Raw genomic sequence first — 19,067 nt, forward strand, 5'->3', positions numbered from 1 at the left:
ACGAATAACCGACCTCGCAGGATCCCTGCGTGACAGGCCTCACGCCCGCCAGAATTACGCCCGCCACGCCATCTTCAGCACCGGCCGGCCCGAGGTCGGGTTCACATCGTCGCCGGCATGCGCAAAGCCGTTGCGCTCGTAGAAGCGGATGGCGCGGGAATTGTCCTTGTTGACGAGCAGCGTGATGCCCGATGGTGACAGGCGTTTCGCTTCGTCAACCAGCAGCCGGGCGGCGTCCGAACCCCAATGATCAGGGTCGACCACGAGCTGGTCGAGATAGCCGTCGCCGTCGATGGTGACGAAGCCGGTGAGGGCACCATTCTGCTCGGCGACGACAATGGACGCCTTCGGTACCAGATCCCTCAGCCAACGCTCGCGCCACCATTCCAGCCGTGCCGCGAAGTCGATCTGCGGATAGGCCCGCTGCCAGGTGCGATGCCAGAGATCGATCGCGGCGGCTTCGTCGGAGGCCGCGTAGGGGCGGAGGTGGATCGCGCTCACTACCGCTCCGTCAGCTTCAGCTCGATGCGGCGATTGCGCTTGTAGGCCTCTTCCGTGTTGCCGGGATCGAGCGGCTGGAATTCGCCGAAGCCGGCGGCGACGAGGCGCTGGGCGGGCACGCCGAGCGAGACCAGATATTGCACCACCGAGATCGAGCGGGCCGCGGACAGGTCCCAGTTCGACTTGAAGTTCGGACCGTTGACCGGACGCACATCGGTGTGGCCATCGACGCGCAGCACCCAGGGGATGTCGCTCGGGATCTTCTTGTCGAGCTCGATCAGCGCGGCTGCCAACGTGTCGAGCTCGGCGCGGCCCTCGGGCAGCAGCACCGCCTGGCCAGTGTCGAAGAACACCTCGGACTGGAACACGAAGCGGTCGCCGACGATGCGGATGTCCGGGCGGTTGCCGAGGATGGCGCGCAGGCGGCCGAAGAATTCCGAGCGGTAGCGCGATAATTCCTGCACGCGCTGCGCCAGCGCCACGTTGAGGCGCGAGCCCAGATCGGCAATTCGATTTTGCGATTCCTTGTCGCGCTTCTCGCTCGCATCGAGCGCCTCTTCCAGCGCCGCCAGTTGCCGCCGGAGCGCGCTGATCTGCTGGTTCAGCACCTCGATCTGGGCCAGCGCCCGCGCCGAGACCGCCTTCTCCGAATCCAGCGCCTTGCCGAGCTCGGAGGACTTGCCCTGCGCGTCGTTGCCGGCGGCAGCGAGGCCATCGTAGAGGCCCTTGATGCGGTCGCGCTCGGTCTCGGCCGAGGCGAGGCCGGCCTTCAATTGCGAGACCTGGTCGTCGAGCGTGAGCTTTCCGAGCTTCTCCAGCGACAGAAGCTCGTTGAGCTGGGCGATCTTGGCGTTGAGCTGCTCCAGCGCCTTGTCCTTGCCGGTGACCTCCTGCGACAGGAAGAACTGCACCACCAGGAACACCGACAGCAGGAACACGATCGACAGCACCAGCGTCGACAGCGCGTCGACGAAGCCGGGCCAGTAGTTGAAGGCGCCTTCGCTGCGGCGGCCGCGCGCTAGAGCCATGTTGTCCGTCTCCACTTTCGTGTCCCGGACGCGATGCAGCGTGCAACGCTGCTTCGCAGAGCCGGGACCCATGTTGTCCCTGACGCTGGGCCCCGGCTCTGCAGCGCATCACTTCGTGCTGCGCAGCGTCCGGGGCAAGCGAGCCGCTAGCTCTTTTCCGGCTGGCGGGCGATGCGCTCCAGCAGACGCCGGATCTCGCGGTTCTGCTCGCCCTGGCCGTCGGCCCATTCGCGGATCATCTGCTGCTCGGTGCGCATATGCGAGACCAGCGCCTGGATGGCTTCGGCAAGGCTCGCCATCGCCGCCGTGGTGCCGCGGCTGGCGCTGCCTTCCTCGAGCACGGAGCGTAAGCGTTCGACCGCGGCCTGGAGCTCGCCGCTGGCGACCCCGCCGCCGCCGGAAGCGACCGCGACCTCGCCGCTGCCATATTCGCGCACGGTGGTGGCGAGCCAGTCTTCGAGGTCGGTGTAAAAGCGGTTCTGCGCCTGGCTCGATTGCAAATCGAGGAAGCCGAGGATCAGCGATCCCGCAAGGCCGAACAGCGAGCTGGAGAACGAGATGCCCATGCCGCCGAGCGGGGCGGCGAGGCCCTCCTTCAGCGTGTCGAACAGTGCGCCGGAATCGCCGCCGACCTTGAGCCCGTCGATCACCTTGCCGACCGAGCCGACCGTCTCGATCAGGCCCCAGAAGGTGCCGAGCAGGCCGAGGAAGACCAGAAGGCCGGTCATGTAGCGCGAGATGTCACGGGCTTCATCCAGGCGCGTCGCGATCGAATCGAGCAAATGCCGCATGGTGGTCTGGGTGATCGACATTCGCCCGGAGCGCTCGCCGCCGAGGATCGCAGCCATCGGCGCCAGCAGTTTCGGGTGCCGGGCCGGCGCCAGGCCGGGATCGGCGATGCGGAAATTGTTGACCCAGGAGACCTCGGGGTAGAGCCGGATGACCTGGCGGAAGGCCAGGATGATGCCGATGAACAGCACGCCGCCGATCAGGGCATTGAGGCCGGGATTGGCGAAGAAGGCCTGGATGATCTGCTTGTAGAGCACCACGCTGACCAGCGTGCACAGCACCAGGAAGACCAGCATCCGCACCAGGAAGACGCTGGGTGAGGACAGCTTTGTATACTCAATATCCATGGTGGAGCGGGGCGAGGCGCCTGACGGCATGGCCGGTATCATCCATTCCAAAAGCTTGCTTGCGGCGCGCACTATGGCACAGCGCCGGCCCAAAAAAAGCGCCGGATGCGCCGATTTCGGGGACAGCTGGGGGAACCCGCACCGGAAGCGGCGCTTTGATAAGCTGGTGTCTGCAGAGATTCGCCATTCGGGGGGCGCATGAGCGTCGTTTCCGCGATCATCGGGACTGCCGAACGCGTGCCGCTGCCGGACGTCGTGATCCGCGCCGCGATCCAGCGCCTGTGCTCCCGCAGCGCAACCCGCCTCGCCGCGCATGATGCGCCCGCCGATGCCGCTTTCGCAGGCCGGATGATGCTGCGGCCGATCGCCGAAAACGCGGAGGCCGGGCGTGAGGACGTGCCCGCGGCGTTCTTCGCCGAAATGCTCGGCCCCAGCCGCAAATATTCCTGCTGCTTCTACAAGACCGATGCGACCACCTTGCAGGAGGCGGAGGAGGAGGCGCTACGCCAGACGGTCGAGCATGCCGGCCTCGCCGACGGCCAGACCATCCTCGAGCTCGGCTGCGGCTGGGGCTCGCTGTCGCTGTGGATGGCGCGGCAGTTTCCGCACGCCAGGGTGACGGCGGTGTCGACCTCGCAGGCGCAGCGCGCTCATGTCGAGGAGGAGGCGCGGCGGCGCGGCTTGCTGAACCTGCGCGTGGTCACGGCGGACATGAACGTGTTCGCGCCCGACGGCCAGTTCGACCGCATCGTCTCGGTCGAGATGTTCGAGCAGATGATGAACTGGCGCAAGCTGATGACGCGCCTGCGGTCATGGCTCGCCCCCGACGGGCGCTTCTTCATGCAGATCGTCACCCATCGCTCCGGCTCCCAGCTGTTCGACCGGCTCGACCGCGAGGACTGGATCGCCCAGCACGTCTTCACCGGCGGGCTGATGCCGAGCCATCACCTCGTCAGGCAATTCCACGACATCTTCACGGTCGAGAAGGAATGGTGCTGGAGCGGCGCGCATTATCAGCGCACCGCCAACGACTGGCTCGCCAATTTCGACGCGCACCGGGATGCGATCGAGGCGGCCTTGCGCAACGTCTACGGCGCGGAGACGCACCTGTGGATGCGGCGCTGGCGCTGGTTCTTGCTCGCGACAGCGGGCCTGTTCGGCTACGCCGCCGGCAGCGAATGGGGCATCAGCCGCTACCGGATGAAGGCGGCGTAGCGCGCGGCCACTCGAAAGATTTGTTAAGTGTCTTTCGTTGCCCAAACGGCACACGCCGCGTGCTTTCTTTGTAGGAACATGTGGCAATTGTTGTCTGAACGTTTCCGCTCGCCTATCGTCGTGGTTGTCCCTCGTGGACGACACGACAAGAAATCCGCACCCTCGAACGGCGCGGACGCAATTGGAATGAGCATGCGCGAATGCATCGGGGCTGCCTCAACCCGACCACACCACGATGATTCGCTGCACAGGAGTCCGAATCGGACGCAGCGCTCTCCATCCAGTAACCTCCGGACCCGAATGCTTCGCTTGCAGCTGGCGAGCGCGGCAGCGGCGGCGCTGATAGCGCTGTCCCCCCGGTCTGCTTCGGCCCAAAGCTGGACCGGAACGACAAGCAGCGACTGGACGGTCGGGAGCAACTGGTCCGGTGGCGCGGTCCCAATCGCGGGCAACCTCGTCAACATCAATACGACGTCGCCAAACCCGACGATCCTCGGCGTAGGCGGTGCTGCTGCCGGCGCGACAGGTCGACTGACCGTCGGCAATACGACCGGATCATTCGGCAACCTGACAATTCAGAACGGCAGCACGCTGACGACCAGTGGCGCGACGATTGCGATTGGAGTCGCAGGCGGAAGCAACGGCACCGTCACCGTCAGCGGGGCCGGATCACAATGGACTACATCCGGCGCTCAGATCGAAATCGGCGCCAGTGGCAATGGTACACTCAACATTCAGAACGGCGCCAGAGTTGTCGCCCAAGCAGGAGTGTTGCTCGGAAGCTTCGCCGCCGGCACGGGCACGCTCAATATCGACGGCGGCAGCACGCTCGAGACGACCATCCTGTCTCGCCCCGGTGGGGGAGGAACTGGCCAGGTCAATTTCAATAATGCCATCCTGCGCGCCCGAATAAACAGCGTCGGCTTCATCTCCGCATTCGTGCCGGGAAGCCTCAATATCGCCGCGGGCGGTCTGACTGTCGACACGCAGGCCTTCACTGTAAGCGCGAACAGCGGCTTTTCCGGCGTTGGCGGAATGACCAAGACTGGCGCGGGCACCTTCAATCTCCGCGCCGCCAATACCTATACCGGTGCTACGGTGATCCAGGCCGGCACGCTTGCGCTCGCCAGTAGTGGCTCGGTTGCCGCGTCAAGCCGGGTCGTCGCAAACGGAACCTTCAGCGTCTCGGGCATCACGGCCGCCGGCACGAGCATTCAAAGCCTGGCCGGAACTGGCGCCGTCGCGCTTGGCGCGAAGAACCTCACCATCACCAACGCGAACGATCAGTTCGCCGGTGTGATCGGTGGCACCGGCGGTCTGACGCTCACCGGCGGCATCCAGACGCTGGCGGGAGCCAATACTTACAACGGCGCGACGACTGTGAACGGCGGTACTCTCCGCGCCGGAGCCACAAACACATTCAGCGCGGCCTCGGCCATCACGGTCGCCGCCGGCGGCACACTCGACCTTGCCGGCTTCAATCAGACGCTCGCCTCGCTCGGCAATGCCGGCACGGTCACCCTCGGTGGTGCGCCGGGAACGACGCTGACAGTGACCGGCAATTATCTCGGCAATGGCGGAATCGTGGAGCTCAACAGCCGGCTCGGCGGCGACAGCTCGCCGACCGACCTGCTGCGGGTGCACGGAAGCACGTCGGGCGCGTCGTCGCTGCGTGTCACCAATGTCGGCGGCGCCGGTGCGCAGACCACCGAAGGCATCAAGGTGATCGACGTGGTCGGAGCGTCCAACGGCAGTTTTTCGCTTCTGGGCAGCTACGTCTTTCACGGCGAACAGGCCGTGGTCGGCGGCGCCTATGCCTATACATTGCAGAAGAACGGCATCGCCACTCCCGGCGACGGCGATTGGTACCTGCGCTCGAGCCTGCTCAATCCGCCGGTGGCGACGCCGCCCGGTCCGCTCTATCAGCCGGGCGTTCCGCTTTACGAGAACTACGCGCAGGTGCTGCTCGGCATCAACGATCTGCCGACGCTGCAGCAGCGCGTCGGCAACCGCTATTGGGGCGGCAGCGATGCGATGGCGCGCGCCGGCGCCGCGCCGGTGCCGGGCGTGGCTTCGCCGGCGCCCACGGCGTTCTGGGGCCGCATCGAAGGCGGGCATTCCGACTTGCAGCCCTCCAACACCACCGGCTCGACCTATAAGGCCGATCATTTGAAGGTGCAGACGGGACTCGATGGCCTCGTGCTCGAGAACGAGCGGGGCCAGTTGTTCGTCGGCCTCACCGCGCAATATGGCCTGACCACCGCCGATGTCGCCTCGTTCTTCGGCAATGGTCGTATCCGCGTCGAGGGAACGGGGGTGGGCAGCACGCTCACCTGGTATGGCGACAACGGCTTCTATGTCGACGGTCAGGCGCAGTCGATGTTCTACCGCAGCGATCTGTCGTCCGTGCTGGCCGGCAGCCTGATCCACGGCAATGAAGGGTTCGGCTATGCCTTCAGCGCCGAAACCGGCAAGCGGATCGGCATTGGCCGTGGCTGGTCACTGACGCCTCAGGCGCAGCTCTCCTATTCGAAGGTCGCTTTCGACAGCTTTGCCGATCGGTTCGGCGCGCCGGTGTCGTTGCGCGATGCTGACAGCCTGCTCGGCCGCGCCGGCCTTGCCCTCAACCATCAGAGGACCTGGAACGATGGCACGGGTATCGTGCGTTCCGATGTCTACGGCATTGCCAATCTGCGTTACGAGTTCCTCGGCGGCACCAATGTGGACGTGGCAGGTACCGGATTTGCAAATGCGCAAGATCGGCTGTGGGGCAGCATCGGCGGTGGCGGCAGCTACAGCTGGGCCAACGGGCGCTACACCATCTTCGGCGAGGGCACTTACAATACGAGCCTCAACAACAGCGCGGACAACCGCCATTACAGGGGTAGCGGAGGTTTTCGCGTCACCTGGTGATTCATGCGATGTCGCAGGGAATTTGGGTAGTCCGAGGAACCGTGTGCTTTGGGTGCACACTGCAGTCCGTAACGTTTCGTTGCGATGTTCCGCCGCAGCACGCCGCGATGGAACCTGTCTCACAATCAGGTGAGTCCATAAAAGCTGCATAAGTTCAACAGGATACATTGTGTGACAATGAGCCGCCCGCAGCATGCGTTGCATCGCAGCAGGTGCATTCTATTTTGACGGTATCAGCCGCACGGAATCGCCCAGAACGGGCCGCGCGCGGAGCGTGATCAGTTTCAACAACATCGGGGCACTTAACTTCATGTCAGGACTTCGCGCGCGATCGGCATGCGTTGCAATGATGCTCGCGGCCCTGGCGCCGCTGCTTGGTGCTTGCGACGAATCCAGCTCCGCCGTGTCTGCAGCTCCGCCCGCCTATCCGGACGTCAGCATCGTCATCGTCAAGCCGCAGCCGCGCGCCGTGGTCCGGGAACTGCCGGGCCGCATCGCGCCGACGCGCGTCTCCGACGTGCGGCCGCGCGTGTCGGGCATCGTGGTCGAGCGCCTGTTCCGCCAGGGCAGTGAGGTGAAGGCAGGCGATCCGCTCTACCGCATCGATCCGCGCCCGTTCGAGGTCGAGGTGCTGGCGAACGAGGCGGCGCTCGCCAAGGCCGAGGCCGCTGCGATGCAGGCGCACCAGCAGGCACGCCGCGTCGCTGCGCTCACCAAGGACCGCGCCGCCCCGGAAGCCGAGAACGAAAAGGCGATCGCGGCCGAGCGTCAGGCCCATGCCGAGGTCGAGGGACGCAAGGCGGAGCTCTCGCGTGCCAAGCTCAATCTCGACTATGCCACCGTGCGCGCGCCGATCGACGGCGTCGTCGGTGCGGCTCTCGTCAGCGAGGGTGCGCTCGCCGTGCAGAACGAGACCAATCTCGCCACCATCCAGCAGCTCGATCCGATCTATGCCGACTTCACCCAGTCGGTGAACGAGCTCAACCAGCTCCGCCGCGCCTTCGAGACCGGCGACCTCGAGCGCATCGCCTCCGATGCCGCCAAGGTGCATCTGGTGCTCGACGACAACACGCTTTATTCGCTCGACGGCAAGCTGCTGTTCTCCGATGCCAAGGTCGATGCCCACACCGGGCAGGTGACGTTGCGCGGCGAGTTCCCCAATCCCAAGCGCGAACTGCTGCCGGGCATGTATGTCCGTGTCCGCATCGACCAGGGTCTCGATAGCGACGCGATCGCGGTGCCGCAGCAGGCGATCCAGCGCAATGGCGGCGGCGGCAGTGAGGTGTTCGTCGTCAAGGACGACAACCACATCGCGGTGCAGCCGGTGCGCACGGGTTCGGTGCAGGACGGAATCTGGTTCGTCACCGAAGGCCTGAAGGCCGGCGACAAGGTCGTGGTCGAAGGCTTCCAGAAGTTCGCCGCCGGCGACAAGGTCAAGCCGCAATCCTGGTCGGAGGCGGACGCGACCGCGGACAACCGGCACGCCCAGAAGCTCACGCGGTAACGCGCCATGGCGAGTTTCTTCATCGACAGGCCAATCTTTGCCTGGGTGGTCGCGCTGTTCATCTGCTTGATCGGCGCGATTGCCGTGCCGCTGCTGCCGATCGCGCAATATCCGATCATCGCGCCGCCCTCGATCTCGATCTCGACCAGCTATCCCGGCGCTTCGCCCGAAAACCTCTACAACAGCGTCACGCGCCTGATCGAGGAGGAGCTCAACGGCGCCTCTGGCATTCTCAATTTCGAATCGACCAGCGACTCGCTCGGCCAGGTCGAGATCATCGCCAATTTCGTGCCCGGCACCGATACCAGCGCGGCCTCGGTCGAGGTGCAGAACCGCATCAAGCGGGTCGAGGCGCGCCTGCCGCGCGCGGTGATTCAGCAGGGTATCCTGATCGAGGAAGCCTCGAGCGCGGTGCTCCAGATCATCACGCTGAATTCGACCGACGGCAGCCTCGACGAGGTCGGGCTCGGCGACTTCATGATCCGCAACGTGCTCGGCGAAGTCCGCCGCATCCCCGGCGTCGGCCGCGCCACGCTCTATTCGACCGAGCGCTCGCTTCGCGTCTGGGTCGATCCGGCCAAGCTCGTCGGCTACGGGCTCACCGCCGACGACGTCAACAAGGCGATTGCCGCGCAGAACGCGCAGGTCGCCTCGGGCAGCATCGGCGCCGAGCCCTCGACGTCGAGCCAGCGCACTTCCTCGCTGGTGCTGGTCAAGGGCCAGCTCTCTTCCCCGGATGAATTCGGCGCCATCATCCTGCGCGCCAATGCCGACGGCTCGACCGTGCGCCTGCGCGACGTCGCACGTATCGAGGTCGGCGGCCTCAGCTACCAGTTCAACACGCGCCTGAACGGCAAGCCGACCGCCGGTCTCTCGGTGCTGATGTCGCCGACCGGCAATGCGCTGGCGACCGCGAGCGCGGTCGAAGAGAAGATGAAGGAGCTGTCGCGGTTCTTCCCGGCCAACATCTCCTACGAGATTCCCTACAACATCACGCCCGTGGTCGAGGCCTCGATCAAGAAGGTGCTGATGACGCTGGTCGAAGCCGTGGTGCTGGTGTTCGTGGTGATGTTCCTGTTTCTGCAGAACATTCGCTACACCATCATCCCGACCATCGTGGTGCCGGTGGCGCTTCTCGGCGCCTGCACCACGCTGCTGCTCGCCGGCTATTCCATCAACATGCTCTCGATGTTCGGCATGGTGCTCGCGGTCGGCATCCTCGTCGACGACGCCATCGTCGTGGTCGAGAACGTCGAGCGCATCATGGCCGAGGAAGGCCTGTCGCCGAAGGAAGCGACACGCAAGGCGATGTCGCAGATCACGGGCGCCATCATCGGCATCACGCTGGTGCTGATGGCGGTGTTCGTGCCGATGGCGTTCTTCCCGGGATCGGTCGGCATCATCTACCGCCAGTTCTCGGTCACCATGGTCGCGGCGATCGGCTTCTCCGCCTTCCTCGCGCTCTCGCTGACGCCGGCGCTGTGCGCGACGCTGCTCAAGCCCATTGCCAAGGGGCATGGCCATTCGACCAACTTCGTGTTCAGCCGGTTCAATCATATGCTCGAGGCCTGCCGGTTGCGCTACGCGCGCACCGTCGGCTTCTCGCTGAAGCGGACCGGCCGGCTGATGCTGGTCTATGTCGCGCTGCTCGTCGGCCTGTCCTGGGCCTTCGTCAGCCTGCCGGGCGGCTTCCTGCCGATCGACGACCAGGGCTTCGTCACCACCGACGTGCAGACGCCGTCGGATTCGTCCTATCCCCGCACCGAGGCCGTGATCGAGAAGGTCGAGAAATATCTCGCCGAACGGCCGGGCGTGAAAGATGTCACCTTCCTCACCGGCTTCAGCTTCTCCGGCCAGGGCATGAACACCGCGCAGGCCTTCATCACGCTGAAGGACTGGTCGGAGCGTGGACCGAAGGATTCCGCCGCGGCGATCGTCAACGACATCAATCGCGATCTGGGGGCGTCGATCCGCGATGCCAAAATCTCCGCGCTGCAGCCGCCGCCGATCGACAATCTCGGCAATTCGTCGGGCTTCTCGTTCCGCCTCCAGGACCGCGGACAGAAGGGCTATCCGGCCTTGATGCGCGCCGCCGATCAGTTGATCGCGGAAGCCAACGCCAGTTCCGTGCTTCAGAAGGTCTATGTCGAGGGCCTGCCGGAGGCCGGAGTGGTCAATCTCATGATCGACCGCGAGAAGGCCGGCGCCTTCGGCGTCACCTTCGAGGACATCAACAACACGATCTCGACCAATCTTGGCTCGAACTACATCAACGACTTCCCGAACCGCGGCCGCATGCAGCGCGTCGTGGTGCAGGCCGACGCCCGCGACCGCATGCGGACCGAGGACATTCTCAACTACAACGTCAAGAACAGCCGCGGCCAGTTGGTGCCGTTCTCGTCCTTCGCCACGGTGGAATGGGCGCGAGGCCCGACCCAGATCGCAGGCTTCAACTATTATCCGGCGGTGCGCATCTCCGGCGAGGCCAAGCCCGGCTTTACCTCGGGTGATGCGATCGCCGAGATGGAGCGCCTTGCCGGCCGGCTGCCGCGCGGCTTCGGTTACGAATGGACCGGGCAGTCGCTCCAGGAGAAGCTGTCGGGCTCGCAGGCGCCGTTCCTGCTCGGTCTGTCGGTGTTCGTGGTGTTCCTGTGCCTGGCCGCGCTCTACGAGAGCTGGACCATTCCGCTCGCGGTGCTGCTCACCGTGCCGCTCGGCATCGTCGGCGCGGTGATCGCGGCCATGCTGCGCGGCCTGCCCAACGACGTCTATTTCACCGTCGGCCTGATCACCATCATCGGCCTTGCGGCAAAGGACGCGATCCTGATCATCGAATTCGCCAAGGATCTGCGCAAAGAAGGCAAGCCGCTGGTGGAAGCCACCATCGAGGCCTGCCGCCTGCGCTTCCGCCCGATCCTGATGACGGGCCTCGCCTTCATCTGCGGCGTGCTGCCGATGGCCATCGCCCACGGCGCCGGCGGCGCCAGCCAGCAGGCGCTCGGCAGCATCGTGATGGGCGGCATGATCGCCGTGGTGATCCTGGCGCTCTTGATGGTGCCGGTGTTCTTCGTCTCGGTGCAGCGCGTGCTGGCGGGGGACAGGGAGCCGAAGGCGGCGAAGCAAGGCGAGCCGTACGGCCCGCCGGCGCCGGTCAAGTCATAAGGCAAACTGTCATGCCCAGCCTGGTGCGCAACTGCGCACGGGGGCGGGGCATCCAGTACGCGGCGGCTTCTCCGGATCCCACTAGCGTCTCAGCGGAGTGATTGGCTCGCGCGTCTACTGCTACGCCGGCTTCCGCAAAATCTTCACCAGCTCCCCGTGCACGTACTCATTCCCGCACACCACGTGCCCGGTGACGAGCGCATCGCCGGGCGTCGCGATATCGCTCACCGTTCCCCCCGCTTCGCGCACCATCAGCATGCCGGCGGCGATGTCCCAGGATTGCAAATTGCGCTCCCAATAGCCGTCGAGGCGACCGGCGGCGACGAAGGCGAGGTCGAGCGAGGCGGCGCCGAAGCGGCGGAGGCCTGCGACGCGGTCCTGGATCGCGGTCATCTCGCGGCGGAATTCCTCGTGATCGCCGCGGCCGATATGGGGCAGGCCGCAGGCCACCACGCATTCGTTGAGCTGGCGGCGGCCGGCGACGCGCAGGCGCTGGTCGTTGAGGAAGGCGCCCTTGCCGCGCTCGGCGATGTAGAGCTCGTCATTGGCGGGATTGTAGATCACGCCCGCAATGATCGTACCCTCGCGCACGAGGCCGATCGAGATCGCGAATTGCGGGATGCCGTGCAGGAAGTTGGTGGTGCCGTCGAGCGGATCGACGATCCAGGTGTGGCTCTTGTCGGAGCCCTCGCGGGTGCCACCCTCCTCGCCGATGAAGCCGTAGCCGGGCCGCGCCTTGGCGAGGTCCTGGTAGAGAATCTCCTCGGCACGCTTGTCGGCGAGCGAGACGAAATTGGCCGGCCCCTTCAGCGAGACCTGCAGATGCTCGATCTCGCCGAGATCGCGCTTGAGGCTGCGGCCGGCGCGCCGCGCGGCTTTGACCATGACGTTGATAGTGGCGGAATACAGCATGAGCTCTGGTCTTGATCGGGGGAAAGGGCGGGAAATCGCGCCTGTTTGGGGATTGGGTGCCCTGCAAGGGCCCTCAGGTCAAGTCATTGCGTCAAGTCATTTGGTCCCGAGCCATTTCTTGGCGGCGGCCTCCGCCTTGGTCCGGTCCTCGGCGGGCAGGTCGGACAATTGCTTGTCGAGCTCCGGGTCGCCCTTGCCGGCGGTTTTGGCCACCAGGTGCCATTTGAAGCCCTCGACCTTGTCCACGGACGTGCCCACGCCGTTGATCAGCACCCACGCCAGCCGGTTCTGCGCGATCGCGCTGCCCTGGCGGGATGCCTTGCGGAGCAGGGCGACGGCAGCCGGCTGGTTCTTCGGGGTGCCGGTGCCGTTGAACATGGCGATGGCATATTCGACCTCGGCGTCGACATTGTCGGCGAGCGAAGCGGCCTGGAGGAGCCGCACCGAGCGTTCCGGGTCCTTCGGCACGCCGGTGCCCTCCTTGTAGAAGGTCGCCAGCGCGTATTGCGCCTCGGGCAGGCCTGCATCGGCGGCCTGGCGTAGCAGCTCGGCCGAGCGCTTCACGTCCTGCGGCAGGGTCTGGCCGTCGAGATAGAGCAGAGCGAGGTTATAGGCCGCCCTGGGCTCGCCGAGCTTGGCGGCGGACGCCATCAGCTTGACCGCCTCGCTCTTGTCGATCGGGCCGCCGCGGCCCGAAATGCGCAGCATGGATAGCGCGAACATCGCCTCGCGGTCGCCGGCATCGGCCGCGCGCTTGTACCATTCGGCTGCCTTGGCGTAGTCGCGCCGCATGCCCATGGCATTGGAATAGAGCTCGCCGAGCATGGTCATCGCCTTGGGATCACCGGCTTGCGCGCGGGCGGTGGCGAGGTCGAACGCGGTCTTGTACTGGCCGCGCTGATAGGCGCCGAACACCAGATCGACATTGGAATTGTCGCTGGAAGGCGCGGGGATCACGGTCGCCGGCTTGGGCGAGGAGGTCGGCTTGGGCGAAGCTGACGGCTTCGGCGCCGGCGCGGCCTCCTTCTTCTTGGTGATCGTGTGCGGCTTGGGCTTTTGCTTCTCGCCAGGCGCGCTCGGCGTCGCAGCCGGCGGGGTGATCTGGAGCTGCGCGGCTGCGGGCACTGTGAGCAGCAGCGTGGCCAGCATGGTGATGCAGGGAAGCTTCATGTTGGGCGCTAGCCGTGCTCCTGGCTCGCAGGATTTTGGCTGGCCGTCGCCGTCGCATGGGCATTCTTGATCGCAGCGTCGACCTCGATCAGCGCGGCCTTGGGCCCGCGCGGATCGGCCCAGATGAACTCGCCGACCAGGACGAAATCGGCGCCACTGGCAGCAAAGTCGTGGGCTTCCTGCAGCGACATGGCAAAGCCGACGCAGGGTGGCTCGAACAGCTCGGCCCACCAGTCGAGCCGTTCCGCGATCGCTTGCGCCGAGGGGCGCTGGCCTTTCGCATCGGGCTCGCCGAACAGCACGTAATCCGCTCCCATCTCGCCCGCATCCATGGAATGGTGCCGCGTCGTCAGCCCGCCAACACCGGCGATGCGATCTGGCTTGAGCGATGGCAGTGCCTCTTTCAGCGCGGCGATGCCGGGGAGGTGCGCGCCGTCGGCGCCGCCGCGCGCGACCAGCTCGGCATGGTCCTCGACGAGCAGGGCGGCGCCCGCTTTCTGCACCGGCGGCGCGAGCGCCTTGATGCGCGAGATCATGGTGCGCTGGTCGGTCTCCTTGAGCCGCAGCAGCACGGCTGCGACGTCGGCGGCGGCGAGCAGGCCCGGCAGCTCGGCGACGAGCGCAACGGGATCATCGACGACGGGCGTCGCGAGATAGAGGCGCGGCGCCGGGCGCGGCGGAGGCGGTTTGTTCGACAAGATCTAGGCTGCCTTCTTTTCCAGGCTACTTTGCCATTCGCCCTTGGAGGCGAGGCCGTTCATGCGCGCGCGATGGCTGAAGGCGCGCTGGCCGGCCGCGACGTTCTCGGCCTTGCCGGACCAGGCCTTCTGCGGTGCGGCCTGCAGGGCGCGGCCGTAGGAGAAGGTCAGGCCCCAGGGCAGCGGACCGAGCTTGTGCATGGCGTTGAGATGCGCGGTCGCCTCTTCATCCGATTGGCCGCCGGAGAGGAAGGCGATGCCGGGCACCGCCGCGGGCACGCAGGCCTTGAGCAGCCGGACCGTCTTTTCCGCGACCTCCTCGACGGAGGCCTGCTTCGGGGACTTCTTGCCGGATATCGCCATGTTGGGCTTGAGCACCATGCCTTCGAGCGCGACGCGCTGCACGCGCAATTCCTGAAACGTCTTGTTGAGCACGCGGGTGGTCACCTCATAGCAGCGGTCGATGTCGTGATCACCGTCCATCAACACCTCGGGCTCGACGATCGGCACGATCTGTGCGGCCTGGCACAGCGCGGCATAGCGCGCCAGCGCATGGGCGTTGACGCTGATCGCGGTCATCGAGGGGATGCCGCTGCCGATGTCGATCACCGCGCGCCATTTTGCGAAGCGCGCGCCGCGCTCATAGTACTTCTTCAGCCGTTCGGCGAGCCTGTCGAGCCCGACCGTCACGAGCTCGCCCGGGCACATCGGCAGGGCCTGCGTGCCTTCGTCCACCTTGATGCCGGGAATGGCGCCGCTCTGTTCGATCAGCTTCACCAGCGGCGTGCCGTCCTTGGCATCCTGCCAGATCGTCTCGTCATAGAGGATCACGCCGGAAATATACTGGCTCATGGCCTCCGTGGAGCGGAACAGCATCTCGCGATAGTCGCGGCGGTTGTCTTCGGTCGAGTCCACGCCGATCGCGTCAAAACGCTTCTTGATGGTGCCCGAGGATTCGTCGGCGGCGAGGATTCCCTTGCCTGATACGACCATGGCGGTCGCGATTCTGTTGAGCTCAGTCAGATTCATCGAGAGGTCCTCCCAAAACGATTCTGCCCTTGCCCGTGAAAATAGACCGTTCTCGGGCAATTGCCGAGTTAACGTTCGTCGCAGGGGTAAGGGGCTTTCCGTCATTCCGGGATGCGCCGAAAGGCGCAGGCCCGGAATCCATAACCCCAGGCTGTGGTTATGGATTCCGGGCCCACGCGGAGCCTGTCATCGTGCCGCGCATTCGCGCGGACCCGTTGGCGTGTCCCGGAATGACCCGGGAATGGGCTCGAGGGGATTACGCGACCTTCGGATCCAGCTCGCCCTTGGCGTAGCGCTTGGCCATCTCGGCGGTGGTCAGGACCTTCTTGATCTTGGAGGCCTGGCCCGCGGTGTTGAACTCCTGGAGCCGCTGCTTGCACAGCTTGGTCATGGCTTCCATCGCCGGCTTCAGATATTTGCGCGGATCGAACTCTTCCGGATTGTCCTTGAGCACTTTCCGGATCTGGCCGGTCATGGCCATGCGGTTGTCGGTGTCGATGTTGATCTTGCGCACGCCGTTCTTGATGCCGCGCTGGATCTCGGCCACCGGCACGCCCCAGGTCGGCTTCATCTTGCCGCCATTGGCGTTGATGATCTCCTGCAGGTCCTGCGGCACCGAGGAGGAGCCGTGCATCACCAGATGCGTGTTCGGCAGCTTGCGGTGGATCTCCTCGATCACGTTCATGGCGAGGATGTCGCCGTCCGGCTTGCGGGTGAACTTGTAGGCGCCGTGCGAGGTCCCCATCGCGATCGCGAGCGCGTCGACCCTGGTCTCCTGGACGAACTTCACGGCCTCGTCCGGATTGGTCAGGAGCTGGTCGTGGCTGAGCTTGCCCTCGGCGCCGTGGCCGTCTTCCTTGTCGCCCATGCCGGTCTCGAGCGAGCCGAGCACGCCGAGCTCGCCTTCCACCGAAATGCCGCCGAGATGGGCCATGTCGGTCACGGTCTTGGTGACGCCGACATTGTAGCCCCAATCGCCGGGGGTCTTGCCGTCGGCCTTGAGCGAGCCGTCCATCATCACCGAGGTGAAGCCGGCCTGGATCGCGGTCATGCAGGTCGCCGCCTCGTTGCCGTGGTCGAGATGCACGCAGACCGGGATGTGCGGATAGATTTCGGTGACCGCGTCCATCATGTGCTTGAGCATGATGTCGTTGGCGTAGGAGCGCGCACCGCGCGAGGCCTGGATGATGACGGGCGCATCGACCTGGTTGGCCGCGTCCATGATCGCCAGCGCCTGCTCCATATTGTTGATGTTGAAGGCCGGTACGCCGTAATCGTTCTCTGCCGCGTGGTCGAGCAATTGACGTAACGTGATCCGAGCCATCTGTCTTTTTCTCCCGTTGGGGCCTTGCGGGCCCGCTGATTACTCGCCGATCTGGCTTACTTGACGCGCAAAACCTCGACGCCGGGCAGAGGCTTGCCTTCCATCCATTCGAGGAACGCGCCACCGGCGGTCGAGACATAGGTGAAGTCACCGGCCACATGGGCCTGGTTGAGCGCCGCGACGGTGTCGCCGCCGCCCGCGATCGAGATCAGCTTCCTGGCCTTGGTGCGCTCGGCGGCGTGCCGGGCGGCCGCGACCGTGCCGCGATCGAACGGCTGCATCTCGAAGGCGCCGAGCGGTCCGTTCCAGACCAAGGTCGCCGCGTCGTCGATCGCGGCGTGGACGCGGGCGATCGATTGCGGACCGACGTCGAGGATCATGCCGTCGGCCGGGATCGCATCGAGCCCATAGGCGTGCGACGGCGCGTTGGCCGCGAAATGATAGGCGACGGTGGCGTCGACCGGGAGGATGATGGCGCAGTTGGCGGCTTCCGCCTTCTCCATGATGCGCAGCGCGGTCGGCGCGAGATCCTTCTCGGCCAGCGACTTGCCGACGCCGACGCCCTGGGCGTGCAGGAAGGTGTTGGCCATGCCGCCGCCGATCACCAGCGCATCGACCTTGCTCACGAGATTCTCAAGCAGGTCGATCTTGGTCGAGACTTTTGCGCCGCCGATGATGGCGATGACAGGCTTGGTCGGCGAGCCCAGCGCCTTCTCCAGCGCATCTAACTCGGCCTGCATGGTGCGGCCGGCATAGGCCGGCAGCTTGTGGCCGAGGCCTTCGGTCGTGGCGTGGGCGCGGTGCGCCGCCGAGAACGCGTCATTGACCCAGATGTCGCCGAGCTTTGCCAGCTCCGCGACGAAGGCCGGATCGTTCTTTTCCTCTTCCTTGTGGAAGCGGGTATTTTCCAGACACAGGATGTCGCCGTCGTTCAGGCCAGCAACGGCCTTGGCCGCGGGCTCGCCGATGCAGTCGTCGGCGAAAGCAACCGGCTTCTTCACCACCTTCGACAGCGCTTCAGCGACAGGCTTGAGCGAGTCCTTGGCATCGCGCCCCTTCGGCCGGCCGAAATGGGCGAGCAGGATGACCTTGCCGCCCTTGTCCGAGATCTCGGTGATGGTCGGCGCGACGCGCTCGAGCCGGGTCGTGTCGCTGACGCGGCCATTGTCCATGGGCACGTTGAGGTCGACGCGCAGCAGCACGCGCTTGCCCTTCACATCGACGTCGTCGAGGGTGCGGAATTTGTTGGTCATCTCTCTTGTCCCGGGCGCAGCGCAGCGCGGAGCGATGCGCTGCAGAACCGGGACCCACATGACAGCGAGTCCCGCAATTGAATGGGTCCCGGCTCTGCGGAGCAGCGCTTAGCGCTGCGCCGCGTCCGGGACACGAGACCTTGCTTAGATCACCTTCGCGATCGCGACGGCGGTGTCCGCCATGCGGTTCGAGAAGCCCCACTCGTTGTCGTACCAGGACATCACGCGCACCAGCGTGCCGTTCTGCACCTTGGTCTGGTCCTCGTGGAAGGTCGAGGAGTGCGGGTCGTGGTTGAAGTCGATCGAGACGTTCGGCGCGGTGGTGTAGCCGAGGATGCCCTTGAGCTGCTGCTCGCTGGCGCGCTTCATCGCCGCGTTGATCTCCTTGGCGTCGGTGGCGCGCTTGGCGATGATCTTGAGGTCGACGACCGAGACGTTCGGGGTCGGCACGCGGATCGCGACGCCGTCGAGCTTGCCCTTGAGCTCCGGCAGCACGAGGCCGATCGCCTTCGCAGCACCCGTCGATGTCGGGATCATCGACATCGCCGCCGCGCGGCCGCGATAGAGATCCTTGTGCATCGTATCGAGCGTCGGCTGGTCGCCGGTATAGGCGTGGATCGTGGTCATGAAGCCGGTCTCGATGCCGACGAGATCGTTCAGCACCTTGGCGACCGGCGCCAGGCAGTTGGTTGTGCAGGAGCCGTTCGAGATGACCAGGTGCTCCTTGGTCAGCGTCTCGTGGTTGACGCCGTAGACGATGGTGGCGTCGGCGCCGTCGGCGGGCGCGGAGACCAGCACGCGCTTGGCGCCGGCGGTCAGATGCGCGGACGCCTTGTCCTTCGAGGTGAAGATGCCGGTGCATTCCATCGCGATGTCGACGCCGAGATCCTTCCACGGCAGCTTCGAGGGATCGCGCTCGGCGGTCACCTTGATCTTGCCGCCACCGAGATTGATCGAGTCGCCGTCGACGGTCACGGTGCCGGGGAAGCGGCCATGGACGCTGTCGAAACGAAGCAGATGGGCGTTGGTCTCCACCGGACCGAGATCGTTGATGCCGACGACCTCGATGTCCTTGCGGCCGGACTCGGCGATGGCCCGCAGGATGTTGCGGCCGATGCGGCCAAAACCGTTAATTCCGACGCGGACTGCCATGTTTCGTCTCCTTCAATGACCGTTGTCATCCCGCACAACGCGCTATGCGCGCCTGCGAGGGTTTTTTAGG

At 65.5% G+C, this 19,067-nt stretch carries 14 protein-coding genes; 4 read left to right on the top strand and 10 right to left on the bottom strand.

Going from position 1 to position 19,067, the window contains the following annotated elements:
- Window positions 1–54 precede the first annotated feature (54 nt).
- The 3 genes from XH81_RS18585 to XH81_RS18595 form a co-directional block, all read right to left on the bottom strand.
- Window positions 55–501, bottom strand: coding sequence for a GNAT family N-acetyltransferase (locus tag XH81_RS18585; protein ID WP_028142039.1), 447 nt, complete (start codon window positions 499–501; stop codon window positions 55–57).
- Window positions 501–1,529, bottom strand: a complete 1,029-nt coding sequence (locus XH81_RS18590) for a peptidoglycan -binding protein (RefSeq protein WP_028142038.1) — start codon at window positions 1,527–1,529, stop codon at window positions 501–503. The genes XH81_RS18585 and XH81_RS18590 overlap by 1 nt, the downstream gene beginning before the upstream one ends.
- A gap of 146 nt (window positions 1,530–1,675) precedes the next feature.
- Window positions 1,676–2,695, bottom strand: a complete 1,020-nt coding sequence (locus tag XH81_RS18595; protein ID WP_028142037.1) for a flagellar motor protein MotA — start codon at window positions 2,693–2,695, stop codon at window positions 1,676–1,678.
- Between the two features lie 168 nt (window positions 2,696–2,863).
- On the opposite strand from XH81_RS18595, the gene XH81_RS18600 reads away from it, so the two are divergent.
- From XH81_RS18600 to XH81_RS18615, 4 genes are all read left to right on the top strand, one after another.
- Window positions 2,864–3,880: an SAM-dependent methyltransferase gene (locus tag XH81_RS18600; RefSeq protein ID WP_028142036.1), complete on the top strand. Its 1,017-nt coding sequence runs from the start codon at window positions 2,864–2,866 to the stop codon at window positions 3,878–3,880.
- A gap of 186 nt (window positions 3,881–4,066) precedes the next feature.
- Entirely contained in the window at window positions 4,067–6,793 is a 2,727-nt protein-coding gene (locus XH81_RS18605) for an autotransporter family protein (protein ID WP_249162614.1), read from the top strand.
- Between the two features lie 310 nt (window positions 6,794–7,103).
- Window positions 7,104–8,297 (top strand): efflux RND transporter periplasmic adaptor subunit, encoded by a 1,194-nt coding sequence (locus XH81_RS18610; protein WP_085968065.1) that lies wholly within the window; start codon window positions 7,104–7,106, stop codon window positions 8,295–8,297.
- 6 nt (window positions 8,298–8,303) lie between these two features.
- Window positions 8,304–11,459 (top strand): multidrug efflux RND transporter permease subunit, encoded by a 3,156-nt coding sequence (locus XH81_RS18615; RefSeq protein ID WP_028142034.1) that lies wholly within the window; start codon window positions 8,304–8,306, stop codon window positions 11,457–11,459.
- 120 nt (window positions 11,460–11,579) lie between these two features.
- On the opposite strand, the gene XH81_RS18620 is transcribed toward XH81_RS18615, so the two are convergent.
- From XH81_RS18620 to gap, 7 genes are all read right to left on the bottom strand, one after another.
- The gene (locus tag XH81_RS18620; protein ID WP_038971383.1) at window positions 11,580–12,371 is read right to left on the bottom strand and encodes an inositol monophosphatase family protein; all 792 of its coding nucleotides are present in this window, start codon (window positions 12,369–12,371) and stop codon (window positions 11,580–11,582) included.
- Between the two features lie 96 nt (window positions 12,372–12,467).
- A complete protein-coding gene (locus XH81_RS18625; RefSeq protein ID WP_028142032.1) occupies window positions 12,468–13,541 on the bottom strand; it encodes a tetratricopeptide repeat protein in 1,074 nt (357 codons plus the stop codon).
- Between the two features lie 8 nt (window positions 13,542–13,549).
- Window positions 13,550–14,239: a thiamine phosphate synthase gene (locus XH81_RS18630; RefSeq protein ID WP_028142031.1), complete on the bottom strand. Its 690-nt coding sequence runs from the start codon at window positions 14,237–14,239 to the stop codon at window positions 13,550–13,552.
- 3 nt (window positions 14,240–14,242) lie between these two features.
- A complete protein-coding gene (locus XH81_RS18635; protein ID WP_028142030.1) occupies window positions 14,243–15,268 on the bottom strand; it encodes a class I fructose-bisphosphate aldolase in 1,026 nt (341 codons plus the stop codon).
- Window positions 15,269–15,524: 256 nt separating this feature from the next.
- Window positions 15,525–16,592, bottom strand: coding sequence for a class II fructose-bisphosphate aldolase (gene fba, locus XH81_RS18640; protein WP_028142029.1), 1,068 nt, complete (start codon window positions 16,590–16,592; stop codon window positions 15,525–15,527).
- Window positions 16,593–16,648: 56 nt separating this feature from the next.
- Window positions 16,649–17,845: a phosphoglycerate kinase gene (locus tag XH81_RS18645; RefSeq protein ID WP_028142028.1), complete on the bottom strand. Its 1,197-nt coding sequence runs from the start codon at window positions 17,843–17,845 to the stop codon at window positions 16,649–16,651.
- 144 nt (window positions 17,846–17,989) lie between these two features.
- On the bottom strand, window positions 17,990–18,997 hold the full coding sequence (gene gap, locus XH81_RS18650) for a type I glyceraldehyde-3-phosphate dehydrogenase (RefSeq protein ID WP_028142027.1): 1,008 nt from the start codon (window positions 18,995–18,997) through the stop codon (window positions 17,990–17,992).
- Window positions 18,998–19,067: the final 70 nt, after the last annotated feature.

Source organism: Bradyrhizobium sp. CCBAU 25360 (assembly GCF_028128695.1).
GTDB lineage: Bacteria > Pseudomonadota > Alphaproteobacteria > Rhizobiales > Xanthobacteraceae > Bradyrhizobium > Bradyrhizobium ottawaense.

Coding starts and splice junctions, on each gene's coding strand:
- XH81_RS18590 (WP_028142038.1), bottom strand. CDS start 1,529: ATGGCTCTAGCGCGCGGCCGCCGCAGCGAAGGCGCCTTCAACTACTGG.
- XH81_RS18595 (WP_028142037.1), bottom strand. CDS start 2,695: ATGCCGTCAGGCGCCTCGCCCCGCTCCACCATGGATATTGAGTATACA.
- XH81_RS18600 (WP_028142036.1), top strand. CDS start 2,864: ATGAGCGTCGTTTCCGCGATCATCGGGACTGCCGAACGCGTGCCGCTG.
- XH81_RS18605 (WP_249162614.1), top strand. CDS start 4,067: ATGAGCATGCGCGAATGCATCGGGGCTGCCTCAACCCGACCACACCAC.
- XH81_RS18610 (WP_085968065.1), top strand. CDS start 7,104: ATGTCAGGACTTCGCGCGCGATCGGCATGCGTTGCAATGATGCTCGCG.
- XH81_RS18615 (WP_028142034.1), top strand. CDS start 8,304: ATGGCGAGTTTCTTCATCGACAGGCCAATCTTTGCCTGGGTGGTCGCG.
- XH81_RS18620 (WP_038971383.1), bottom strand. CDS start 12,371: ATGCTGTATTCCGCCACTATCAACGTCATGGTCAAAGCCGCGCGGCGC.
- XH81_RS18625 (WP_028142032.1), bottom strand. CDS start 13,541: ATGAAGCTTCCCTGCATCACCATGCTGGCCACGCTGCTGCTCACAGTG.
- XH81_RS18635 (WP_028142030.1), bottom strand. CDS start 15,268: ATGAATCTGACTGAGCTCAACAGAATCGCGACCGCCATGGTCGTATCA.
- fba (WP_028142029.1), bottom strand. CDS start 16,592: ATGGCTCGGATCACGTTACGTCAATTGCTCGACCACGCGGCAGAGAAC.
- XH81_RS18645 (WP_028142028.1), bottom strand. CDS start 17,845: ATGACCAACAAATTCCGCACCCTCGACGACGTCGATGTGAAGGGCAAG.
- gap (WP_028142027.1), bottom strand. CDS start 18,997: ATGGCAGTCCGCGTCGGAATTAACGGTTTTGGCCGCATCGGCCGCAAC.